This window comes from Kitasatospora sp. NPDC006697, from assembly GCF_042869935.1.
In the GTDB taxonomy this organism is placed as follows: Bacteria; Actinomycetota; Actinomycetes; order Streptomycetales; family Streptomycetaceae; genus Kitasatospora.
In genome coordinates, this window is the sequence record NZ_JBIAGU010000007.1 from 93,650 (window position 1) to 113,836 (window position 20,187).

General features: G+C 75.1%; 20 protein-coding genes and 1 pseudogene. 10 read left to right on the top strand and 11 right to left on the bottom strand.

Annotated features, from left to right (window positions below; translation table 11 throughout):
• Positions 1-6: 6 nt before the first annotated feature.
• Positions 7-408 carry a hypothetical protein gene (locus ACFYNO_RS12010; RefSeq protein ID WP_388009461.1) on the top strand — a complete coding sequence of 134 codons (402 nt, stop codon included), beginning with the start codon at positions 7-9 and terminating at the stop codon, positions 406-408.
• A gap of 23 nt (positions 409-431) precedes the next feature.
• Here the strand turns inward: ACFYNO_RS12010 and ACFYNO_RS12015 are convergent, their stop codons facing one another.
• From ACFYNO_RS12015 to ACFYNO_RS12035, 5 genes are all read right to left on the bottom strand, one after another.
• Complete coding sequence (locus ACFYNO_RS12015) at positions 432-1,613, bottom strand: serine hydrolase domain-containing protein (protein ID WP_388009464.1); 1,182 nt, start codon at positions 1,611-1,613, stop codon at positions 432-434.
• A gap of 106 nt (positions 1,614-1,719) precedes the next feature.
• Positions 1,720-3,027: an MFS transporter gene (locus ACFYNO_RS12020; RefSeq protein ID WP_388009467.1), complete on the bottom strand. Its 1,308-nt coding sequence runs from the start codon at positions 3,025-3,027 to the stop codon at positions 1,720-1,722.
• Positions 3,028-3,035: 8 nt separating this feature from the next.
• Entirely contained in the window at positions 3,036-3,644 is a 609-nt protein-coding gene (locus ACFYNO_RS12025) for a helix-turn-helix domain-containing protein (protein WP_388009470.1), read from the bottom strand.
• Positions 3,645-3,708: 64 nt separating this feature from the next.
• Complete coding sequence (locus ACFYNO_RS12030; RefSeq protein ID WP_388009473.1) at positions 3,709-4,014, bottom strand: antibiotic biosynthesis monooxygenase family protein; 306 nt, start codon at positions 4,012-4,014, stop codon at positions 3,709-3,711.
• Complete coding sequence (locus tag ACFYNO_RS12035) at positions 4,011-4,619, bottom strand: HPP family protein (protein ID WP_388009476.1); 609 nt, start codon at positions 4,617-4,619, stop codon at positions 4,011-4,013. The genes ACFYNO_RS12030 and ACFYNO_RS12035 overlap by 4 nt, the downstream gene beginning before the upstream one ends.
• A gap of 155 nt (positions 4,620-4,774) precedes the next feature.
• Here ACFYNO_RS12035 and ACFYNO_RS12040 point away from each other — a divergent pair, with 155 nt between their 5' ends.
• From ACFYNO_RS12040 to ACFYNO_RS12070, 7 genes and pseudogenes are all read left to right on the top strand, one after another.
• On the top strand, positions 4,775-5,791 hold the full coding sequence (locus ACFYNO_RS12040; protein ID WP_388009479.1) for a DMT family transporter: 1,017 nt from the start codon (positions 4,775-4,777) through the stop codon (positions 5,789-5,791).
• Between the two features lie 203 nt (positions 5,792-5,994).
• Positions 5,995-6,843, top strand: coding sequence for a nitrilase-related carbon-nitrogen hydrolase (locus tag ACFYNO_RS12045; protein ID WP_388009482.1), 849 nt, complete (start codon positions 5,995-5,997; stop codon positions 6,841-6,843).
• A gap of 32 nt (positions 6,844-6,875) precedes the next feature.
• Complete coding sequence (locus ACFYNO_RS12050; RefSeq protein ID WP_388009485.1) at positions 6,876-8,159, top strand: aspartate aminotransferase family protein; 1,284 nt, start codon at positions 6,876-6,878, stop codon at positions 8,157-8,159.
• 111 nt (positions 8,160-8,270) lie between these two features.
• Positions 8,271-9,326, top strand: coding sequence for an NAD-dependent epimerase/dehydratase family protein (locus ACFYNO_RS12055; protein ID WP_388009488.1), 1,056 nt, complete (start codon positions 8,271-8,273; stop codon positions 9,324-9,326).
• 112 nt (positions 9,327-9,438) lie between these two features.
• Positions 9,439-10,119: pseudogene (locus ACFYNO_RS12060) on the top strand (glycosyltransferase family 2 protein); the annotation flags it as partial.
• A complete protein-coding gene (locus ACFYNO_RS12065; protein ID WP_388009964.1) occupies positions 10,093-10,782 on the top strand; it encodes a DUF2064 domain-containing protein in 690 nt (229 codons plus the stop codon). The pseudogene ACFYNO_RS12060 and the gene ACFYNO_RS12065, both read left to right, overlap by 27 nt.
• Positions 10,779-11,450 (top strand): methyltransferase domain-containing protein, encoded by a 672-nt coding sequence (locus tag ACFYNO_RS12070; protein ID WP_388009491.1) that lies wholly within the window; start codon positions 10,779-10,781, stop codon positions 11,448-11,450. The genes ACFYNO_RS12065 and ACFYNO_RS12070 overlap by 4 nt, the downstream gene beginning before the upstream one ends.
• A 7-nt stretch (positions 11,451-11,457) precedes the next feature.
• Here the strand turns inward: ACFYNO_RS12070 and ACFYNO_RS12075 are convergent, their stop codons facing one another.
• Positions 11,458-12,849, bottom strand: coding sequence for a hypothetical protein (locus ACFYNO_RS12075; RefSeq protein WP_388009494.1), 1,392 nt, complete (start codon positions 12,847-12,849; stop codon positions 11,458-11,460).
• 176 nt (positions 12,850-13,025) lie between these two features.
• On the opposite strand from ACFYNO_RS12075, the gene ACFYNO_RS12080 reads away from it, so the two are divergent.
• Positions 13,026-14,135 carry a molybdopterin-dependent oxidoreductase gene (locus ACFYNO_RS12080; protein WP_388009967.1) on the top strand — a complete coding sequence of 370 codons (1,110 nt, stop codon included), beginning with the start codon at positions 13,026-13,028 and terminating at the stop codon, positions 14,133-14,135.
• On the top strand, positions 14,135-14,581 hold the full coding sequence (locus tag ACFYNO_RS12085) for a hypothetical protein (RefSeq protein ID WP_388009497.1): 447 nt from the start codon (positions 14,135-14,137) through the stop codon (positions 14,579-14,581). The genes ACFYNO_RS12080 and ACFYNO_RS12085 overlap by 1 nt, the downstream gene beginning before the upstream one ends.
• A 20-nt stretch (positions 14,582-14,601) precedes the next feature.
• On the opposite strand, the gene ACFYNO_RS12090 is transcribed toward ACFYNO_RS12085, so the two are convergent.
• From ACFYNO_RS12090 to ACFYNO_RS12110, 5 genes are all read right to left on the bottom strand, one after another.
• Positions 14,602-15,468, bottom strand: a complete 867-nt coding sequence (locus ACFYNO_RS12090; protein ID WP_388009500.1) for an S-methyl-5'-thioadenosine phosphorylase — start codon at positions 15,466-15,468, stop codon at positions 14,602-14,604.
• 156 nt (positions 15,469-15,624) lie between these two features.
• A complete protein-coding gene (locus tag ACFYNO_RS12095; RefSeq protein ID WP_388009503.1) occupies positions 15,625-16,089 on the bottom strand; it encodes an ATP-binding protein in 465 nt (154 codons plus the stop codon).
• A gap of 103 nt (positions 16,090-16,192) precedes the next feature.
• The gene (locus ACFYNO_RS12100; protein WP_388009506.1) at positions 16,193-16,597 is read right to left on the bottom strand and encodes an STAS domain-containing protein; all 405 of its coding nucleotides are present in this window, start codon (positions 16,595-16,597) and stop codon (positions 16,193-16,195) included.
• Positions 16,598-16,703: 106 nt separating this feature from the next.
• Entirely contained in the window at positions 16,704-17,591 is an 888-nt protein-coding gene (locus ACFYNO_RS12105) for an RNA polymerase sigma factor SigF (RefSeq protein ID WP_388009509.1), read from the bottom strand.
• Between the two features lie 120 nt (positions 17,592-17,711).
• A complete protein-coding gene (locus ACFYNO_RS12110; RefSeq protein ID WP_388009512.1) occupies positions 17,712-20,093 on the bottom strand; it encodes a SpoIIE family protein phosphatase in 2,382 nt (793 codons plus the stop codon).
• Between the last annotated feature and the right edge of the window lie 94 nt (positions 20,094-20,187).

The window sequence follows — 20,187 nt, forward strand, 5'->3', positions numbered from 1 at the left end:
GGCGGCGTGACCAGCATCCAGCTCCGGCCCCCGGTACCGGTCCTGATCGTGGATCCGGCGGGCTCGCCGGGCGAGCGGGTGGCCGCCCGGCTCTGGGAGTACTGCTACGAGGGCGACGAGGCCTTCTATCTGGCGCGCACCGACGGCTGGGCCGAGCGGCGGGTCAGCGGGGACTCGCTCTGGATCGGCCTGGCCGTCTACCCGGCCGTGCTCCGCGCGCTGGAAGTCGACCCGGCCGACTTCCGGCACCGGTCCGCCCTTGACGAGAACGCGGTGCTGCTGCTGGAGGCGCAGACGCCCGTCGACAGCGGTCTGACGGACCGCCTGGAGCCGGTCACCCTGCTGCTCAGCAGCGCGGGCGCCCAGGCGGAGGAGGACTGGCCGGTGGTCCTGGCACCGCCCCGCTAGCGCCGACCACCCGCCATCGCCCCCTACCCCTGCAGCAGCGCGCAGACGAAGTCCTCCTCCACCCCGCGCAGCTGCTCCAGCAGCTCCGGCGCGAGCCGCTGGTTCACCTGCCTGGTCAGCGAGACGGTCACGCTGCGCCGCCCGTCCGCCGTGCCCGCGCCGAACTGGGTGTACCCGGCGGTGTTGCCGGTGTGCCCGAAGACCGTGCCGCAGCGGGTGCGGTACTCGAAGATCGCCAGGCCCGCCCGGTTCTCCCCCGGCCCGGCCGGCTCGGAGGCACCGGGGACGAAGGCCCGCTGCTGGGCCCGGGTGGTCTCGCTGATCAGCGGGCCGCCCGCGTAGCCGGCCGCGAAGGCGCTGAAGTCCGAGGGCGTGGAGACGATGCCGCCCGAGGCCCAGGAACCCGAGGCGCCGAACTGGGTGCTGACGTCCTCCGGCGGCGCGCCCGGGTCCTGCGGGTCGTAGGCGTAGCCGTGCAGGTACGGCTCGGGCAGCTGGTAGCCGCTCGGCAGGCTGGTGCGGGTGAGCCCCAGCGGCCGGTAGACCTGGTCGGCGAGCAGGTCCTCGTACCGCTGCCCGGTGGCGGCCTCGGCCATCAGGGCTACGGCGATGTTGTCGGAGTTGGAGTACTGGTAGCGGCTGCCGGGCGGGAACTCCAGGCGCGCGCCCGCGACGTAGTCCAGCAGGTGGCGGGAGTCGAAGACCCGGTGCGGATCGGCGAGGAGCTGCTCGACGAAGAGCGGATCCCTGCTGTAGTCCGGCAGCCCGCTGGTGTGCTGGAGCAGTTGGCGCAGCGTCACCGCGCCCCAGGCGGCGGGCAGGGCGGGCAGCCGCTCGGCGAGGGTGTCGTCCAGTCCGAGCGCTCCCTGGTCCACCAGCCGCAGCGCCACCGCACCGCTGAGCGCCTTGGCGGCGCTGGCCAGCCGCATGTGGTCCGCCGGTGGCGGCGGCTGCCCGGTGCCGAGTTCGGCGGTCCCGGCGCGGTAGACCCGCACCCGGTCGCCGTCCCGCAGCACGGCGATGACGCCGGGCGGCCCGTCCGGCCGGTCGACCAGCTGCTGCAGCCGGGCCCGCAGCTCCGCACCGCCGCAGGGCCGGCCCGCGGCGGCGGGTCCCGCCGAGAGCAGTGTCAGCGCGGCGGCGAGCAGCGCGGTGACCGCGCGCCCGTGACGGCCGGTCAGCGGCGGGCGGCAGGTGAGCGGCACGGGCGGGACCTCCGGGGAGCAGTGGGCGGACGCGCCAACCCATCACCGGCGGGCGCGCCGGGGAAACCCCCGGGCGCCCGCCGTGACCCGCCCGGCCCAGTGCGGGTCACTCCCGCGCGGCCTCCAGGGTTCCTGACGGGTGGTCGGCCACCGGCACCGCCGGCCGGGCCGGCCGCCGCCGGTCCATCTCCCGCCACTCCGGCCGCAGCCCGGTGCAGTTGGTGGTGGCGAAGTACAGCCCGCCGGCCAGCAGCAGCACCGGCACCAGCCCGAGCGTCCCGACCGCGACCCCGGCCAGCAGCCCGCCGAGCGGGACCCCGGCCCAGCCGAGCGCGTCCCCGATGGCGCCGACCCGCCCGAGCAGGTGGCGCGGAATCCGTTCGAAGTCGATGGCGCCGAGGATCGGGTTGAGGAACCCGGCGGTGAAGCCCGAGAGCGCGAACACCCCGACGATCCCGGGCAGCGGCAGGTGGAAGGCGAGCGCGAGGTAGCGGGGCGCGCCGGCGAAGAGGAAGGCGGTGAAGAAGACCACCCGCCGCGGCATCCGGTGCGCGATCGCGGCGGCGATCGCGCTGCCGCCGACCCCGGCCAGCCCGGAGGAGGCGTAGAGCAGGCCCAGCACATCGGCGCCGTGCCCGTTGCGCTGGGTCCAGACCGGCAGCAGCACGGCGCTGAAGGCGGCGTCCAGCAGGTTGGTCACCGTGATCATGACGGTCAGCCAGAACAGCAGCCGGTCCGCCCGCAGGAAGGCCAGCCCCTCCCCGAACTCCCGCCAGTACCCGCCACCGGACGGCTCCGACGGCTCCGACGGCTCCGAGCGCGACGGACGGGCGGCGCCGAGCGCGCGCGGCAGCCCGAGGCCGACCACCGCGGCGACCACCGCGAACGAGCCGGCGTTCACCAGCATCGCCGCCAGCGGCCCGAAGGCCGTGACCAGCACGCCGCCGACCGCCGGGCCGAGCGTGCCCTGGGCCAGCCGTTCGGCCACCGAGACCAGTCCGCTGGCCCGTTCCAGCGGCTGGCCGGTCTGCTCGGCCAGCTCCGGGATCATCACGTACTTGGCCAGGTCGCCCGGTCCGCGCAGGGCGCCGAGCAGCGCGGCGCAGCACAGCAGCGCGGGAAGCGAGAGCAGGCCGGTGGCGTGCAGCAGCGGGACCAGGGCGGCGGCGCCCGCGCTCAGCAGGTCGGCGGTGACCGCGACCCGGCGGCTGCCGAGCCGGTCGACCAGCGGCCCGCAGGCCGCCTTGGCCAGCACGTAGGGCAGCAGTTCGCCGGCGGCCACCAGGCCGGTGCGGGCCGCGCTGCCGGTGCTGACCAGCACGAACCAGGGCAGCGCGATGGCGGCGGCCCGGGTGCCGAGCAGCGAGACGCCGTTCGCGAGCAGCAGCCTGACCAGCGGGGACGGGGTGCGCACCAAGGACCTCACTCCTCCTCGGCCTCCGGTTCCGGCTCCGGCTCCGGCAGCTGGTGCAGGATCAGGGTCACCCGCTCGGCGCCGGCCGGCGCCTGCGACCGCAGTTCGGGGACGTCGCTCCGGTAGCGGCCGACCACCGCGGCCAGCTCCTCGTTCAGCCGGACCGCCTCCTCGGGCGTCAGCCGCAGCCCCCAGTTGCTGAGGTCGAAGGCCTCCCGCCAGGGCCCCCGCAGGGCGGGCAGGTTGTTGACGGTGCGTTGGGCGAGCAGCGCCTGGCTGGCGAGCACCGACTGCAGGTAGGCCTGTCCGGCGTCGGAGTCGGCGAGCTCGTTGTCGTCCAGGCTGCTGGACCGGTGCACCGCCCGCCACCAGCGGTCGCGGGCGTTGCCGCGCTCGGTGTCCTCCTCGACCAGCCCGGCAGCGGCGAGCTGGCGCAGGTGGTAGCTGGTGGCGCCGGAGTTGAGGTCCAGCTGCCCGGCCAGCCGGGTGGCGGTGGAGGGCCCGTTGCGGCGGAGCAGGCCGAGCACCCGCACTCTCAGCGGGTGGGAGAGGGCGCGCAGCGCCCTGGCGTCGAGGACGATCCGGCTCGGGCCGGGATCGCCGGTGGGGTCGGTCATGGCAACGACCATAGACCGCAAAGAAATGTTTGCAAAGACTATTTTGCGATCGGCTCGCTCGCCGCTACTGGTTCACCAGCACGCTGAAGTGCGCCACCTCGGGCGGATGCTCCAGGTAGCCGAGCTCGCTCTCCGACCAGACCGGCCGCACCGCCCACATCGGCCCGGCGTAGCCGCGCAGCGCCTCCTCGTCGCGCCAGCGGGTGATCACCAGCACGCGGTGCGTGCTGTCCGGCAGCGAGCGCAGCAGCTCCCCGCCGAGGTATCCCTCCAGGCCGACCAGCTGCGGCATCACCTGTGACTCGAGCACGGCGCAGAACTCGGCGACCATCTTCGGCGCGACCTGCGCCTCCCAGATCCGCACGATCATCGCTGCCCCCTTCCGGAGACGGGGCGTCCACTCCCCATTGTCGGCCCGCCCTCGACCGCCGGCCGCCAGAGCGGGTAGCGGATCCCCGCCAGCCGGTTGACCAGCACCCCCTGCAGCACCAGCACCAGCACCGCGAGCATCACCACGGACAGCTGCCGCGGGGTGCGCAGCAGCCCGAGCGCGACGATCAGCGTGGTGGCACCGGCCGGCGGGTGGGCCACCCCGAGCAGCGGCATCAGCCCGCAGGTGGCGCCGAGCGCGATGGCGGCGGCCGCCACCCGGCTCCAGCCGATGTCGTCGAGGTTGGGACCGGTGTGCAGCAGCCCGGTCGCGGCCAGCGCCAGGTAGCCGGCGAGCACGCCGATCAGGTGCCCGCAGACGGTGTTGCGCGGCGAGGCCGGCGCCGTCATCGGCGTGTAGAAGAGCAGGAAGGCGGTCGGTCCCAGCGACGGGAAGAGGAACGGCTCGTTCGAGTAGTGCGCGATCAGCGCCATCACGGCGACCGAGACGAAGGCGTTGACGGCCGAGTAGAGCGCCTTGACCCCGCTCGGGTCGTGGTGCTCGATCAGCGCCGGCAGCTGCCACCGCGCCAGCAGGGCTCTCATGCGGCCCATCCAAACCGTCCGGCGGCCACCGACACGCGCGACCTGCCGCGGAGGCGCTCCGCTGTCCCCGAACCGGAGGTACGCTGGCCGCCAAGTTCCGGCCCGGACCAAGGGGGTGCGGCGGGCCCACACACGACCTACCTGGGTGATTCCGAGTGGCGGTCTTCCTGCTGGCGGTCGGCGCGGCATGCTGCCTCGGCCTCGGCTTCGTCCTGCAGCAGCACGCGGCGCAGCGCGCGCCCGGTGCCGATCTGCTGCGCTGGCGGCTGCTGCTGGACCTGTGCCGGATGCCGGAGTGGGTGGTCGGCCTGCTGGTGATGGTGGTCGGCCTGGTGCTCAGCGCGCTGGCCCTGGACCACGGCGAGGTGTCGCTGGTCGAGCCGCTGCTGACCAGCAACCTGGTCTTCGCGATGGCGCTGGCCAGCCTGATCTCGCGGCAGCGGCTGGGCCGCTCGGGCTGGGGCGGGGTGCTGCTGCTGGGGGCCGGGGTGACCGCCTTCATCCTGGCCGGGAACCCGCAGGGCGGCGGGGCGGTCGCCTCGGAGCTACGGCACTGGCTGGTCTTCGGGATCGTGGCGGGCCTGGCGCTGCTGCTGGTGTCGATGGCCAAGCGGCTGCCGCTGTTCGAGGAGGCCACCCTGCTGGCGCTGGCCGCGGGCCTGCTCTACGGGCTGCAGGACGCGCTGACCCGGGCCTCGGAGATCCTGATCGACCACGAGGGCGTGGCCGCCACCCTGCACCACTGGGAGCCGTACGCCGTGATCGGGCTGGGCGCGGTGGGGCTGCTGCTGGTGCAGAGCGCCTTCGAGGCGGCGCCGCTGCGGATGTCGCTGCCCGCGCTGACCGCCGCCCAGCCGCTGGCCGGGATCGTCTGCGCGGTGGGGTTCCTCGGCGACCGGCTGGAGGTCACCCCCGCCGCGCTGACCTGGGAGGTGCTGGGGCTGCTGGCGATGGTGGCGGGCGTGGTGGTGATCGGGCGCCACCCCGCGATGCCGGCCGCCTGCGAGGGCGCGGCGAACCCCGACGGACCGGGGCCGGACGGGCCGGGGTCGGACGTGCCCGGATCGGACGTGCCGGGATCGGACGTGCCGGGGTCGGACGCCTCCGGGACGGAAACGCCCGACCCCGGGGAGCGGCGGCCGACCGCCCGCCACCGCGGCACCACCCGCTGAGGCCTCACGGCACCCGGCTGAGCACCTCCGCCGCCTCGTCCGCGTGAGCCCCCTTGCTCACCCGGCGCCGCCACGCGAGCGGCGGAGTGTCATCGCTTCCGCCGTCAGCGGGCTTTCGGCTGACACACTGTCGGGGTTCGGTGGCCCGCCGCGCGGGGAGCAATCGAGACACCTGCCAACCATTCCGGCGAGGAGCGGTGCCCATGTCGCAGTCGCAGATCGTCCGAGCCGCCTTGGTCCAGACCCGCTGGACCGGCGACCAGACCTCGATGATCGACCTCCACGAGCGGTACGCCCGGGAGGCCGCCGCCCAGGGGGCCGGGATCATCGGCTTCCAGGAGGTCTTCAACTCCCCGTACTTCTGCCAGGTGCAGGACCCCGAGCACTACCGCTGGGCCGAGCCGGTGCCGGACGGCCCGACCGTGCGGCGGATGTCCGCGCTCGCCCGCGAGCTGGGCCTGGTGATGGTCGTCCCGGTCTACGAGGTGGAGCAGAGCGGGGTCTACTACAACACCGCCGCGGTGATCGACGCCGACGGCAGCTACCTCGGCAAGTACCGCAAGCACCACATCCCGCAGGTCAAGGGCTTCTGGGAGAAGTACTACTTCAAGCCCGGCAACCTGGGCTGGCCGGTCTTCGACACCGCGGTCGGCAAGGTCGGCGTCTACATCTGCTACGACCGGCACTTCCCGGAGGGCTGGCGGGCGCTCGGCCTGGCCGGCGCGCAGATCGTCTACAACCCCTCCGCCACCAGCCGCGGCCTCTCCGCCTACCTCTGGCAGCTGGAGCAGCCGGCCGCCGCGGTGGCCAACGAGTACTTCGTCGCCGCGATCAACCGGGTCGGCACCGAGGAGTACGGCGACAACGACTTCTACGGCACCTCCTACTTCGTCGACCCGCGCGGGCAGCTGGTCGGCGAGCCCGCCTCGGACAAGGCGGAGGAGCTGCTGGTCCGCGACCTGGACCTGGGGCTGATCGAGCAGGTGCGGCAGCAGTGGGCGTTCTACCGCGACCGCCGCCCCGAGGCCTACGGCCCGCTCACCGAGGCCTGACCCCCGAACACCCGGTTCCGAGGAGGCATCAGATGACCGACCGTCAGCCCTTCCCCGACGCCGCGGCGCTGCGCGCCCGCCACCGCGAGGTGCTGCCCGCCTGGCTGGCCACCTACTACCGCGACCCGATCGAGCTGACCCACGGCGAGGGTCGGCACGTCTACGACAGCGCGGGCAACCGCTACCTGGACTTCTTCGGCGGCATCCTCACCACGATGACCGCGCACGCCCTGCCCGAGGTGGCCAAGGCGGTGGCCGAGCAGGCCGGCCGCATCCTGCACACCTCCACCCTCTACCTCTCCACCCCGATGGTGGAGCTGGCCGAGCAGATCGCCGGCCTCTCCGGCATCCCGGACGCAAAGGTCTTCTTCACCACCTCCGGCACCGAGGCCAACGAGCTGGCGCTGATGCTCGCCACCACCTACCGGCGCTCCAACCAGGTGCTGGCGCTGCGCAACAGCTACCACGGCCGGTCCTTCGCCACCATCGGCGTGACCGGCAACTCCGCCTGGTCGCCGACCGCGCTCTCCCCGCTGCAGACCCTCTACGTGCACGGCGGGGTGCGGGCCGGCGGCCCGTTCGCCCGGCTCACCGACGAGCAGTTCACCGCCGCCTGCGTGGCCGACCTGGAGGACCTGCTCGGCCAGGCCGAGGGCACGGTGGCCGCGCTGATCGCCGAGCCGATCCAGGGCGTCGGCGGCTTCACCAGCGGGCCGGACGGGCTGCTGGCGGCGTTCAAGGAGGTGTTGGACCGGCACGGGGTGCTCTGGATCAGCGACGAGGTGCAGACCGGCTGGGGCCGCACCGGCGACCACTTCTGGGGCTGGCAGGCGCACGGCCAGGCCGGTCCGCCGGACGTTCTGACCTTCGCCAAGGGCATCGCCAACGGCATGTCGATGGGCGGCGTGGTGGCCCGGCCCGAGGTGATGGACTGCCTGAGCGCCAACTCGATCTCCACCTTCGGCGGCAGCCCGATCACCTGCGTGGCCGCCCTGGCCAACCTGCGCCACCTGCTGGAGCACGACCTCCAGGGCAACGCCAAGCGGGTCGGCGCGGTGCTGCGCGAGGAGCTGGCGGCGGGCGTCGGCCCGACGGTGGAGCTGCGCGGCCGCGGACTGATGCTCGGCCTCGGCCTGCGGGACGCCCAGACCGCCACCGACACCCTGGAACACGCCCGGGCGCTGGGCCTGCTGATCGGCAAGGGCGGCCGGCGCGGCGACGCGCTGCGGATCGCCCCGCCGCTCAGCCTGACCGCCACCGAGGCCCGCGAGGGCGCCGGGCTGCTCGTCGAGGCACTGCGGAGGGCGGGCGCCTGAGCCGCACCGGGAACACCGGCGGCCCGGTCGGGCGGTCCGGAAGGATTACCGAAGGCTGACGCCGCGTCGGATCGCCCGGGTGAGCGCGGTGGTCGGCGGTAGCGTCGCGGGATGGAGATTCTGGTCACCGGCGGTGCCGGGTTCATCGGGTCGGCCGTGGTGCGCGAGTTGGTGGCGGCCGGGCACGGGGTGCGGGTGCTGGACGCGCTGCTGCCGGCGGTGCACCCCTCGGGGCGGGCGCCGGACCTGCCCGAGGGGTGTGAGCTGGTGCACGGCGACGTGCGGGACGCCGGGGTGGTGGAGCGGGTGCTGGCCGGGGTGGACGCGGTCTGCCACCAGGCCGCGATGGTCGGCCTGGGGCTGGACCTGGACGACGCGCCGCAGTACGTGGGCTGCAACGACCTGGGCACCTCGGTGCTGCTCGCGGCGATGGCCCGCCAAGGGGTGCGGCAGCTGGTGCTGGCCGGTTCGATGGTGGTCTACGGCGAGGGCCGGTACCGGTGTCCGGAGCATGGCCCGGTCGCCCCCGGGCCGCGCCGGCCGGCCGATCTGGACGCCGGGCGGTTCGAGCCGCCCTGCCCCTGCTGTGGCGGCGAGCTGCTGCCGGGCCTGGTGGACGAGGAGGCGCCCGGCGACCCGCGCAACGTCTACGCGGTGACGAAGCTGGCCCAGGAGCAGCTGGCCTCGGCCTGGGCCCGGGCCTGCCAGGGCAAGGTGCTGACCCTGCGCTACCACAACGTGTACGGGCCGGGGATGCCGCGCAACACCCCGTACGCCGGGGTGGCCTCGCTCTTCCGGTCCGCGCTGGCCCGCGGTGAGGCGCCGCGGGTGTTCGAGGACGGCCGCCAGCGGCGGGACTTCGTCCACGTGGCGGACGTCGCCTCGGCGAACCTGGCGGCGCTGGCCGCGGTGGGGGCCCGGGCCCCGGGCAGCAGCCGGGTGTACAACGTCGGCAGCGGCAGCGTCCGCACGGTCGGTGAGATGGCGTCGGCCCTCGCCGCGGGCTACGGCGGTCCGGAGCCGGTGGTGACGGGCGAGTACCGGCTGGGCGACGTCCGGCACATCACCGCGGACTCCGGCCGGCTGCGAGCGGAGCTGGGCTGGCGGCCGCGGGTGCCGTTCGAGGCGGGGATGGCCGAGTTCGCGCTCGCCGCGCTGCGCTGCTGACCCGGCGTCAGATCCCCTCGCCGTACAGGTGGTCGAACGGGCCGGCCGCCGCCGTGACGTCGTACTTTCGTAAGGCGTCGTTGCGGCCGGTCGCGGCGTCGGCGACCTTAGCGTGGTCGCTGTGACCTCATCTTCCTCAGAGTCCGTCGATGTCGTGCTGCCCTGCCTCGACGAGGCCGCCGCGCTGCCCTGGGTGCTGGAGCGGATCCCGGCCGGCTGGCGGGCGATCGTCGTGGACAACGGCTCGAGCGACGGATCCGCCGAGCTGGCCCGCTCCCTGGGCGCCACCGTGGTCGAGGAGTCCCGGCGCGGGTTCGGCGCCGCCTGCCACGCCGGCCTGCTCGCGGCCACCGCCGAGCTGGTCTGCTTCCTGGACTGCGACGGCTCCCTGGACCCGGCGCAACTGCCGCGCGTCACCGGCCCGGTGGCCGACGGTTCGGCCGACCTGGTGCTGGCCCGCCGACGGCCCGTCACCGCGCGGGCCTGGCCCGCCCACGCGCGGCTGGCCAACGCCGTGCTGGCCCGCCGGCTGCGCGCCCGGACCGGGGCACCGCTGCACGACCTCGGCCCGATGCGGGCGGCGCGCCGCGAGCGCCTGCTCGCGCTGGGGCTGGGCGACCGGCGGTCGGGCTACCCGCTGGAAATGGTGCTGTCCGCCTCGGCGGCGGGCATGCGGATCGCCGAGACCTCCGTCGACTACCTGCCCCGGGCCGGCCGTTCCAAGGTGACCGGCACCCTGCGCGGCACCCGGCAGGCGGTGCGGGACATGCGGGCCGTCCTGGCCGCTCCGCCGCCGACCCTGCTGGTGATCGCCAAGGAGCCGCTGCCGGGGCGGGTGAAGACCCGGCTGACCCCGCCCTGCACGCCCGAGCAGGCCGCCGCACTGGCCGAGGCGGCGCTCGCCGACACCCTGCACACCCTCGGCACCGTGCCGGCCGGGCGGCGCCTGCTGGTCCTGGCCGGCCGGCCCGGCCGCTGGCTGCCACCCGGCTGGCAGGTCGTGCCGCAGGTCGGCGGCGGACTGGACCGGCGCCTGGCGGCCGCGTTCGCGCATGCCGCCGCCTGCGCGCCCGGCGCGCCGGCGCTGCTGGTCGGCATGGACACCCCGCAGCTGACCGCGCCGATGCTGGCCGAACCGCTCTCCCCCGCGGCCCGGACCGGGTTCGACGCCTGGTACGGGCCGGCGACCGACGGCGGCTTCTGGGCCCTGGGTCTGGCCCGGCCCACCGCCCGGCTGGCCGAGCAGCTCCTGGCGGGCCTGCCGATGTCCGTTCCCGGCACCGGCGCGGCACTGCTCGACCGCCTCGCCGCGGCCGGGCTCACGGTCGGCCGGCTTCCCGAACTCACCGATGTGGACGGTCCGGCCGACGCCCGTCTGGTCGCGGCCGCGGCGCCGGGCACCCGGTTCGCCGGCCGGCTGCGCTCGCTCGACCTCGCCCCGGAGGCGACGCAGTGACGCTGACGGCGGCCTGGGTCGACGACCCGTTCGTCGACGCCGTGGTCAGCGGGCGCGGGCCGCTCTGGCTGCGCCGGGCGGACGGCGGCCGGATCCCGTTGGACATCGAGCGCTGGTGCGGGCCCGCCGCCGGGGCGGACCACGGGCTGCTGCGGCGCTGCGCCGGGCTGGCCGAGCCGGTGCTGGACCTGGGCTGCGGCCCCGGGCGCCTGGTGACCGCGCTGCTCGCGCTCGGCGTGCCCGCCCTGGGTGTGGACCTCACCGGCGCCGCGGTGGAGCGCACCCGCGGCCTGGGCGGGGTGGCGATCTGCCGCTCGGTCTTCGACCGGCTGCCCGCCGAGGGCCGATGGGGCGCTGCGCTGCTGGCCGACGGGAACCTGGGGATCGGCGGGGATCCGGCCGCGCTGCTGCGGCGCTGCGCCGAACTGCTCGCCCCGGGCGGACTGCTGCTGGTGGAGGTGGAGGCCGGCGAGCTGGACGAGCGGGTGCTGGTCCGGGTCGAGGGGCCGGACGGGCGGTGCGGGCCGGAGTTCGCCTGGGCCCGGCTGGGCGCCGACGCCGCGGTCCGGCACGCCCGCCGGTCCGGGCTGGCCGAGGCGGACCGCTGGACGGCGCTGGGCCGCCGGTTCGTCGCGCTGCGGAAGACGGCCGGCCCGCACCGGATCTGACCGGGGGTCAGTGGCCGGCCACGGCGCCGCGGGCGGTGACCGCCGCACCGGCGCGCCGCCACCGCAGCAGCGCGCCGGCGAGCACGCAGGCCAGCGCCGCCCCGTAGGCGGCCTGCTGCACCTGAAGCGCGCCGCCGGCCAGGTAGAGGGCCTGGCCGGCGGCCGGCACCGCCAGCCACTCCCAGCGTCCGTCGAGCGCCACCAGGGCCACCACGAGCAGGCCGTACCAGGGGTAGTCCGGCTCGACCAGCAGCAGCGCCGACCCGGTCACCAGCAGCGCCCCGCGCCACGGACGCCCCGGATCGCCGAATCGCAGCACCCCGAGCAGCACCGCGCCCAGCACCAGCACGGCGGCCGCCGGCACCAGGCGGTCGGGCAGCACCAGCCGCAGCAGGCCGAACCGCTGGATGCCGTCCGCCTCGTAGCCCTCCTCCCGGAGGTAGCCCGGCAGGTAGCCGAGCACCCCGCGCCCCGAGACCGCCAGGTAGGGCAGGTAGGAGAGCGCGAAGACGCCGAGCGCCGCCACGGGCGCCAGCAGGTCGCGCCGGGTGGGCCGGCGGGCCAGCACGCCGGAGAGCGCACCGGGCAGCGCCAGCACCGGCAGCAGCTTGGTCGCGACGGCGCCGCCGAGCAGCGCACCGCCCGTCCAGGCCCGCCGCCGCTCCCTCGGCCCGGGCCGCCCGGGCCGCCGGGCCAGGCAGCCGAGCCCCGCCACCATCAGCAGGGCGCCGAGGGTGTCGATGTGCGCGTCGTTGACCGACCACACGGTGAGGCCGGGGCACCAGCCCCAGAGTGCCGCCCGCCACCGCTCGGCGCCGCCGACCAGCAGCAGCGCCCCGGTGGTGGCGACCGCCAGCAGCGCGCCGGCGGCCTGCACCGCCCGCACCCCGCCGCCGAACGGGTGCAGGGCGAGGAACCAGGCCTCCGCCACCGGCGGGTAGATGGTGTGCACGGCGGGCCGGTTGATCCGGGTGCAGGCGCCGTCCGCCGTGCGCCGCTCGTCCCAGCCCGTGCAGCCGCCGGTCACCGGGAAGAGCCCGGGCTCCCGCAGCCGGGCCAGCTCGGGCGCCTGCGGCGGGTAGGCGTAGGGCGAGAGGCCGGCCGCCTGCACCCGGCCGTCCCAGACGTACCGGTAGGCGTCGTCGCTGGTGCGTGGCGGCGCCAGCAGGCCCACCGCGGCGACGGCGGCGCTGCCGGCCAGCACCAGTGCGGCGACCTGATGGCGCGGCACCCGGCGCAGCAGGAGCAGGCTGACCGCGAACAGGGCGGCGTCCAGGGCGTACCAGCGGTCCAGCGGACCGCGGTGGGCCAGCGTGCCGCCCACCGCGACGGTCGCCGCCGAGGCGGTGACCAGGGCGGCGAGGGCGAGCAGAGCGGCCATCAGCTGACGGTTCGGCATCCGCCCACCCTGTCACCCGGCCGCGCTCGCGCCCCGCAGCGACCGTGGGACGTTCGTTTTCCGTAAGGACGTCGCTGCCCCGTTTCGCGGTCGCCGCGCGCTCTCATGGAGAGGTGCGAGACGACACTTCTCACCGCAGCCCCTTCGACATCCCGCTGCCGCCCCCGCCGGACGCCCTGCGCGTCGGGCCGCTGCGGGAGGGCACCTTCCGGTCCGCGCTGCACGAGCCGCGCACCGCCGTGGTGATCGGCCGCCTGCTCGGCGCGGCGCTGCTCACCTGCTTCGTGACCGGCCTGCTCAGCCACGTGCTGCAGCAGCCGCCCGACTGGCTGCGCGACCACCTGCCCAGCCGGCCGGTCGCCGGCTACCGGGTCACCCAGGGCCTGCACGTGATCAGCGGGATCGCCGCGATCCCGCTGCTCGGCGCGAAGCTGTGGACGGTCTACCCGAAGCTGTTCGAGTGGCCGCCCGCCCGCAGCGTGGCGCACGCGCTGGAGCGGCTGGGCATCGCGCTGCTGGTGGCGGCGATGCTGCTGGAGCTGTTCACCGGGCTGCTCAACAACGTGCAGTGGTACCCGTGGCCGTTCCCGTTCCGCCAGACGCACTTCTGGCTGGGCTGGCTGGCCACCGGCGGGCTGCTGCTGCACGTCAGCGCCAAGGCCCCGCTGATCGGGGCGCACTGGCGGCGGGTGCGGCCGGGGTCGGCCCAGCGGCGGGCCTTCCTCGGCACGGTCGGCGCCGCGGTCGGCCTGGTCACGGTGACCACGGCCGGCCAGACCGTCCGCTGGCTGCGGCCGCTGACCCTGTTCGCGCCGCGGCGCCCCGACGTGGGCCCGCAGGGCCTGCCGATCAACCGCACCGCCGCCCAGGCGGGGGCGACCACCCCGCCGCCCGGCTGGCGGCTGACCGTCACCGGGCCCAGGCCCTACCAGCTCTCGCTGGCCGAGCTGACGGCGATGGAGCAGAGCGAGTCGGAACTGCCGATCGCCTGTGTGGAGGGCTGGAGCGCCGGCGCCCGCTGGAGCGGGGTGCGGCTGCGCGACCTGCTGGACCGGGCGGGGGCGCCGGCCTCCGCCCGGGTGCGGGTCACCTCCTTCGAGGCGGCCGGCCCGTACGCGGTGAGCGAGATGTCCGCCTCCTACGCCCGCGATCCGCTGACGCTGCTCGCGCTGCGGGTCAACGGCGAGGTGCTGCCCCCGGACCACGGCTACCCGGCGCGGATCATCGCGCCCAACCGGCCCGGTGTGCTGCAGACCAAGTGGGTCTCCCGGCTGGAGGTCATCTGATGCCCGGGCGCGGGACGCCGACCGCGGCGCGGGTGCGCACCGCGGCGCGGGTGGCGACGGCCGTGGCCGGGTTGGCGCTGATCGGCTTCGGGCTGCAGGGGATGCTGCGCGATCCGTACATCACCGACCCGGCGGACGTGCTCTGGTGGGCGGCGGGCGCGGTGGTCCTCCACGACGGGCTGTGGTTGCCGCTCGTCTGCCTGGCCGGGGCCGCGCTGGTGCGCAACCCGCCGGTCCGGGTCGGGCTGGTGCTGATGGCGGCGGTGACGGCGGTCGCGCTTCCCGTGGTCCTGCGGGAGCACCAGGACCACGGGAACCCGAGCCTGCTGCCGCTGCCGTACCTGCGGAACTGGCTGCTGACGCTGGCCGCCATCGCCGTGCTGACGGTCGCCTGGCTGCTGCTGCGCCGGCGGCGCGCCAGGCGGGCGCGGCCGGGGAAGCCCTGACGGCCGGGCCCGACCGGGCGTCAGGAGGGTCCGGGAACGCCCGGCAGGCCGGTGTGGAGGCCGTCCAGGGCGTGCGAGCAGAGGCAGTCGCGGGTGGCGGGCAGCGCCTCGACGGCCTTGAAGAGCACGCCGCGCAGCCGGTCGACGTTGCGCGCGAAGACCTCCAGCACCTCCTGGTGGGTGACCCCCTCGCCCTCCTCCACCCCGGCGTCCAGGTCGGTGACCAGGGCCAGCGAGGTGTAGCAGAGGCCGAGTTCGCGGGCGAGCACGGCCTCCGGGTGGCCGGTCATGCCGACCACCGACCAGCCGTTGTCGGTGTACCAGCGCGACTCGGCCCGGGTGGAGAACCGCGGGCCCTCGATCACCACCAGCGTCCCGCCGTCCACCGGCTCCCAGGCCTGGGCGCGGGCGGCGGCCAGCGCGGCGGAGCGGCCGGCCGGACAGTACGGATCCGCCATCGGCACGTGGACGACCTCCGGCTCCGTCCCGTCCGGCAGCGGCAGGCCGTCGTAGAAGGTCTGGACCCGGCCGGAGGTGCGGTCCACGAACTGGTCGGGCACCACCAGCGTGCCGGGCCCGAACTCGGGCCGCAGCCCGCCGACCGCACACGGACCGACCACCTGGCGCACCCCGAGCGAGTGCAGCGCCCACAGGTTGGCCCGGTAGTTGATCCGGTGCGGCGGCAGCCGGTGGTCGCGGCCGTGCCGGGGCAGGAAGGCCACCGTGCGCCCGGCGATCTCGCCGAGGAAGACCGAGTCGCTGGGTGCCCCGTAGGGCGTGCCGACCCGGACCTCGGTCACCTCGTCGAGCAGCGCGTAGAGACCGGAACCGCCGATCACCCCGATCTCCGCCCGGGCGATCCCGTTCGACTGCTGACTCGTCGTCATGCCATGGCCCCTTCGCCGGAAATGTCCCCCACAGCTTAGGACCGGCCCGGCCCGCGACCGCGCTCCGCGGACCTTACGGTTCCTTGACATCGGCCATCGGCCGCATGACCGCCGAGGCGCGGACCCGGCCTGCGGAAGGTGCGGGGCGGGCGCGGCTCAGCTCCCGGTGCGCAGGCGCTTCGCTTCGACCTCGGCCCAGATCGTCTTGCCCGTCGGCTGCGGCTGCGCGCCCCAGCGGTCGGCGGCCCGCTCCACGATGTACAGCCCGTGCCCGCCGGGAAGCGCCGGGTGGTGGGGGCGATGCGGAGTGGGCAGGGTGCTGGTGCGGTCGCTGACCTCGATGCGCAGCCGGTCCGCGGTGGCGTCCAGGACGAGTTCCACCGGTCCACCGCCGTGCAGGAGGGCGTTCGAGACGAGTTCGGCGACGAGAAGAACAACGTCTCCGGCGATGCCGGGCTCGCCCTGGGGGCCGTCCGCGAGGCCGTACCAGTCGGCGAGGGCCTGGGAGGTGAGCGCCCTGGCACGGGCTACGGGCTTGGGCAGGCCGGCCAGGGGCAGCCTTCGACGCTGGCCGGTGGGCGGCAGCCCGCCGCTGCCCACAGCGGCCCGGCTGGACGTCATGCGCGGGGGTCCCTTCGGGTCGACGGAGCCTTCGGCCGGTCGGCTTCCGGCATCCGGGCCGGCCATGCGGGGCTCGACCGCGGGCGTGACCGGTGACCGGCTTCTACGACAGCGGTGCGGCTAGGGCCTCGCGGACGGAGGAGTGCAGTGAGAATACGGCCTGCGCACCCGTCAGTTCCAGGACGCGCATGACGGTGGCCGGCGCCGCGGCCAGACGGAAGTCGACCACGGCGGCAGCGGCCTCCCGCCGCGACTTCAGCAGCAGGTTGAGGCCGGAGGAGTCGCAGAAGCCGACGCCGCGCAGGTCGACCACGACCTTGCTCGGACGCCGTTCGAGCAGCGTCCGAAGAGCCTGGGCGGCGGGCTGGAGCGTCTCCACGTCGAGGTCCCCCGCCAGGGCGCACACCCACGCGCGCTCGCCTTCCTGGCGGATCTCCACGGCGAGTCCCGCCTCGGGCAGGGGGGTTGGCACCGGGCTGTCCGGTTCGCGCTCGGCCACCATCGTCATCGTCCCCTCCACTGAAGTGCCCACTGACTGTACGAAACACCCGTCCCCCCGCCAAACCGACCGGCCGCTCGGCACGTTCGGTGATGAGTGCGCCCGGCACGGGGCCTCAGGTCTGCGTCAGCCCTTCGCGCAGTTGCCGCAAGGTCCGGCTGAGCAGCCGGGAGACGTGCATCTGGGACAGACCCAGCCGCTCGCCGATCTGGGACTGCGTCATGTCCTCGATGAAGCGCATGGAGAGGATCAGCCGGTCCCGCTCGGGAAGCGCTGCGATCAAGGGCTTGAGCGCGACCAGGTTCTCGACCAGCTCGAAGGATCCGTCGTCGTGGGTGATCCGGTCGGCCAGCGGCGAGGCGGTCTCGTCACCCGTGTCGCCGCCGAGGTCGAGCGATCCGGCGGTATGGCCGTTGGCGGCGGTGAGGCCCTCCACGATCTCCTCGGCCGGCAGGCCGAGGTGCTCGGCGAGTTCGGTGACGGTGGGCGCGCGGTCCAGCCGCTGCGACAGATCGTCCTGGGCCTTGGCCAGCGTGAGGCGCAGTTCCTGCAGCCGCCGGGGGACGTGGACGGCCCAGGCGGTGTCACGGAAGTGGCGCCGGATCTCGCCGAGGATGGTCGGTATCGCGAAGGTGGTGAACTCCACGCCGTGGTCGAGGTCGAAACGGTCGATCGCCTTGATCAGGCCGACCGCCCCGACCTGCAGCAGGTCCTCCTGGGACTCCCGGCGCGTGTCGAAGCGGCGGAGCACGTACCGGACCAGGGACAGGTTCACCTCGACCAGGGTCGACCGCACGTAGGAGTACTCCCTGGTGCCCTCCTCCAGCGAGGCCAGTCGGCGCAGCAGGACGCGGGTCATCTCGCGTGCGTCGGCGGGTGCGACCCGGGCCGGGTCGTCGACCCCGGCCAGCTCCGGCACGAGTGCGTCGGCCGGACGCGCAGGCGGCAGGCCCGGGTCCGTCGGGTCGAGGAGCCGGGGACGTGCATCACGGGTCGCCGCCATGGGGGTCCTTTCGCCGATCTGGATAGGTCGTTGCCCGGCTACCCCCGATCAACCCACCGATGCCCCCGCGCAGGGTGAAGGTTTCGTGAAGGCCGGCGGCCGGGCCGCAGGCGGGCGCTCCTAGTGCACGCGGATGCCGACCAGGCAGGTGTCGTCGTCGGTGTCGGCGTCGCTGAAGCGCAGCAGGTGGTCCAGGTGGGCTTCGAGTCCGAGGGGGCCCTGTTCGCCGGTCGCCCCCTCGGACAGGGCGAGGAGGCTGTCGAGGCAGGCCTGGAGGGAGTCGTCGCGGCGTTCGATCAGGCCGTCGGTGTACATCACGAGGGTGTCTCCGGGGCGCAGGTGCGTTTCGCCTTCCTCGTAGTCGGCCTGGTCGACGGCGCCCAGGAGGACCCCGCCGAGCTGCGGGAGCATCTCCGCGCGGCCTCCGCGCAGCAGGACCGGCGGCAGGTGGCCGGCCCGGGCCCAGCGCAGCCGCCGCGTCCCGGGCTGGTAGAGGGCGCAGACGGCGGTGGCGGTGACGCTGTCGGTGAGGTGGTGGGTGACGCTGTTGAGCCAGGTCAGCAGCTGGGCGGGGCCGGCACCGGTGGCGGCCAGGCCGCGCAGGGCGTTGCGCAGGGCGACCATGCCGGTGGCGGCCTCGATGCCGTGGCCGGCGACGTCACCGACGCACAGCAGGATCTCGCCGGTGGGAAGGGTGAGGGCGTCGTACCAGTCGCCGCCGATGAGGTGGTCCTTCTCGGCCGGGCGGTAGCGGACCGCGGCCTGGAGGCCGGAGAGGTCGAGCGGCCCGCGGCTGGGCGGCATGATGGCGTGCTGGAGCTGGAGGGCCAGGCGGGCGCGTTCGGCGGCCTGCTGCTCGCTCTGGGCGAGTTGGTCGCGGGTGGCCGCGAGGGCGACCTCGGTCCAGTGCTGGGCGGAGACGTCCTGGTAGGCACCGCGCACCATGTCCGGCTGCGTGTCGGAGCCGACCACGGGTTCGGCGACCACTCGGATGTGGCGGGCGACCCCGTCGGGGCGTTGCAGACGGAACGCGCCGGAGGCGGGGCGCCGGTGGTGGAGCAGGGTGCGCAGGAAGCGTTCGATGGCCTGGCGGTCGTCGGGGTGCACGTGGTCGGCGAGTTGGCTCAGTGCGATCGGGCGGGCGGTCGGCGGGAGGCCGTGCAGGTCGAACAGGGTTTCGTTCCAGGCGATCTGGCCGGTCGTCAGGTTCTCCTCGAAGCCGCCGATCCGTCCGAGGCGTTGGGCGTGGTGGAGCAGGCGGGCCACCCGGGGGGCACCGTCGTCGAGCCGCCAGACCACGGCCAGGCGCCGGCCGTGGCGGCTGATCGCCACCTGGGCGTGCGTACTGAGGGGGACCCCGTCCACGTGGGCGGAGAGCCGCATGCTCCCGGTCCTGAAGGGCTCACCGGTCGCGAAGGTGTGCTCCACCGCGCCGAGGAGCCCGCCGGGCTCCGCCGCGAGCGGGTAGGCCTCCAGCAGCCGTGCTCCGGCGATCGCGTTGCGGGGCCGGCCGGCGAAGTCGACGAAAGCCGGGTTGACGTGGTCGATCGAGAACTGGAGGGGGCCTTCGTCGCTGCCTGGTGTCAGGCTCAGGATCAGGCAAGGGTCGAGCAGGCCGTCGGTGAGCTGTCGCAGTTCCTCGAAGGCCGAGTCGGTGGGGCCGAAGGGGCCCTGCGCGTCGGCGTCCCACGTCTCCAGGGTGGCGGCGGCCAGCTCCGCAAGGGCCTCGAACTGCCGGTGCAGGGACTGGGTCCGTTCCGGAAGCGGGCCGGGCCAGCAGATCTCGAGCGCGCCGATGAGCCTGCCCCCGCTGCCGGTGGGCACGGCCAGCCGCCCGCCGGGCGCCTCCAGGCTGCCGATCGAGGGAAGGCCGGCGTCGGCGATCGCCGCGTGGCCGACCGCCTCGCGCCGGTCGAGCGCCTGCCGTGCGGGAGTGGGCACACCGGGCGGTACGTAGCGCCAGCGGTGGGTCTCGGCCTCGCTGAAACCCGCCCCGCCCGCGAGCGAGAGGGACTGGTCCGGATGGGCCGCCCAGATGGCGACGGCGGTGGCGCCCAGGGGACGCAGGGCGTGCTCGAGCATCGACTGCGCCACGGAGTGGGCGTCACTGCGCGACAGGGTGTCCGCCTGGGTGCGGCGCAGCCGCAGGGCCGCTGCCGCCGGCTTGCCGGACGCGGCGACGAAGTCGCCCGCCAGGGCGGAGATCCGGTCGGTGGACGCCTGGTTGACCAGGTCGGCGGCCAGCTCGAGTGGGGAGGTGCCTGCCTTGGCGGCCAGGTCGTCGAGTTGGGCCGCGGCCTCGCTGGGCCCGCACCGAAGGCGTTCGACCAGTACCCCGACGGCCATCTCGATCAGAGCCCGCCCCGCACTGTCGGCCTGCGCCTGCTGGAGCTCGCGCCGCAGCCCCTCCACCGTCGAGGCGAGCCGGCCGATCGCGAGGGCGTCACGCTCGGCCGGGTGGCCCGCGGAGAGCGCCTGGGGGGCTTCCCGCTGGGCTCCCACCCGGGCTCCTCCAGGGCCGGGCGGCGTTGCCCCGGGACTGTTCACGGGTTGCTGTTCCTGCTGATGGTGCACGGCTTCGGCTCCTTGGTGTCCT

Excerpts from the sequence above, each read along its gene's own strand:
- ACFYNO_RS12095 (WP_388009503.1), bottom strand. The coding sequence starts at position 16,089 with ATGACGTCCAGCCGGGCCGCTGTGGGCAGCGGCGGGCTGCCGCCCACC.
- ACFYNO_RS12105 (WP_388009509.1), bottom strand. The coding sequence starts at position 17,591 with ATGGCGGCGACCCGTGATGCACGTCCCCGGCTCCTCGACCCGACGGAC.
- ACFYNO_RS12065 (WP_388009964.1), top strand. The coding sequence starts at position 10,093 with ATGCGGGCCGTCCTGGCCGCTCCGCCGCCGACCCTGCTGGTGATCGCC.
- ACFYNO_RS12085 (WP_388009497.1), top strand. The coding sequence starts at position 14,135 with ATGCCCGGGCGCGGGACGCCGACCGCGGCGCGGGTGCGCACCGCGGCG.
- ACFYNO_RS12050 (WP_388009485.1), top strand. The coding sequence starts at position 6,876 with ATGACCGACCGTCAGCCCTTCCCCGACGCCGCGGCGCTGCGCGCCCGC.
- ACFYNO_RS12045 (WP_388009482.1), top strand. The coding sequence starts at position 5,995 with ATGTCGCAGTCGCAGATCGTCCGAGCCGCCTTGGTCCAGACCCGCTGG.
- ACFYNO_RS12090 (WP_388009500.1), bottom strand. The coding sequence starts at position 15,468 with ATGACGACGAGTCAGCAGTCGAACGGGATCGCCCGGGCGGAGATCGGG.
- ACFYNO_RS12025 (WP_388009470.1), bottom strand. The coding sequence starts at position 3,644 with ATGACCGACCCCACCGGCGATCCCGGCCCGAGCCGGATCGTCCTCGAC.
- ACFYNO_RS12030 (WP_388009473.1), bottom strand. The coding sequence starts at position 4,014 with ATGATCGTGCGGATCTGGGAGGCGCAGGTCGCGCCGAAGATGGTCGCC.
- ACFYNO_RS12100 (WP_388009506.1), bottom strand. The coding sequence starts at position 16,597 with ATGACGATGGTGGCCGAGCGCGAACCGGACAGCCCGGTGCCAACCCCC.
- ACFYNO_RS12055 (WP_388009488.1), top strand. The coding sequence starts at position 8,271 with ATGGAGATTCTGGTCACCGGCGGTGCCGGGTTCATCGGGTCGGCCGTG.
- ACFYNO_RS12035 (WP_388009476.1), bottom strand. The coding sequence starts at position 4,619 with ATGAGAGCCCTGCTGGCGCGGTGGCAGCTGCCGGCGCTGATCGAGCAC.
- ACFYNO_RS12075 (WP_388009494.1), bottom strand. The coding sequence starts at position 12,849 with ATGCCGAACCGTCAGCTGATGGCCGCTCTGCTCGCCCTCGCCGCCCTG.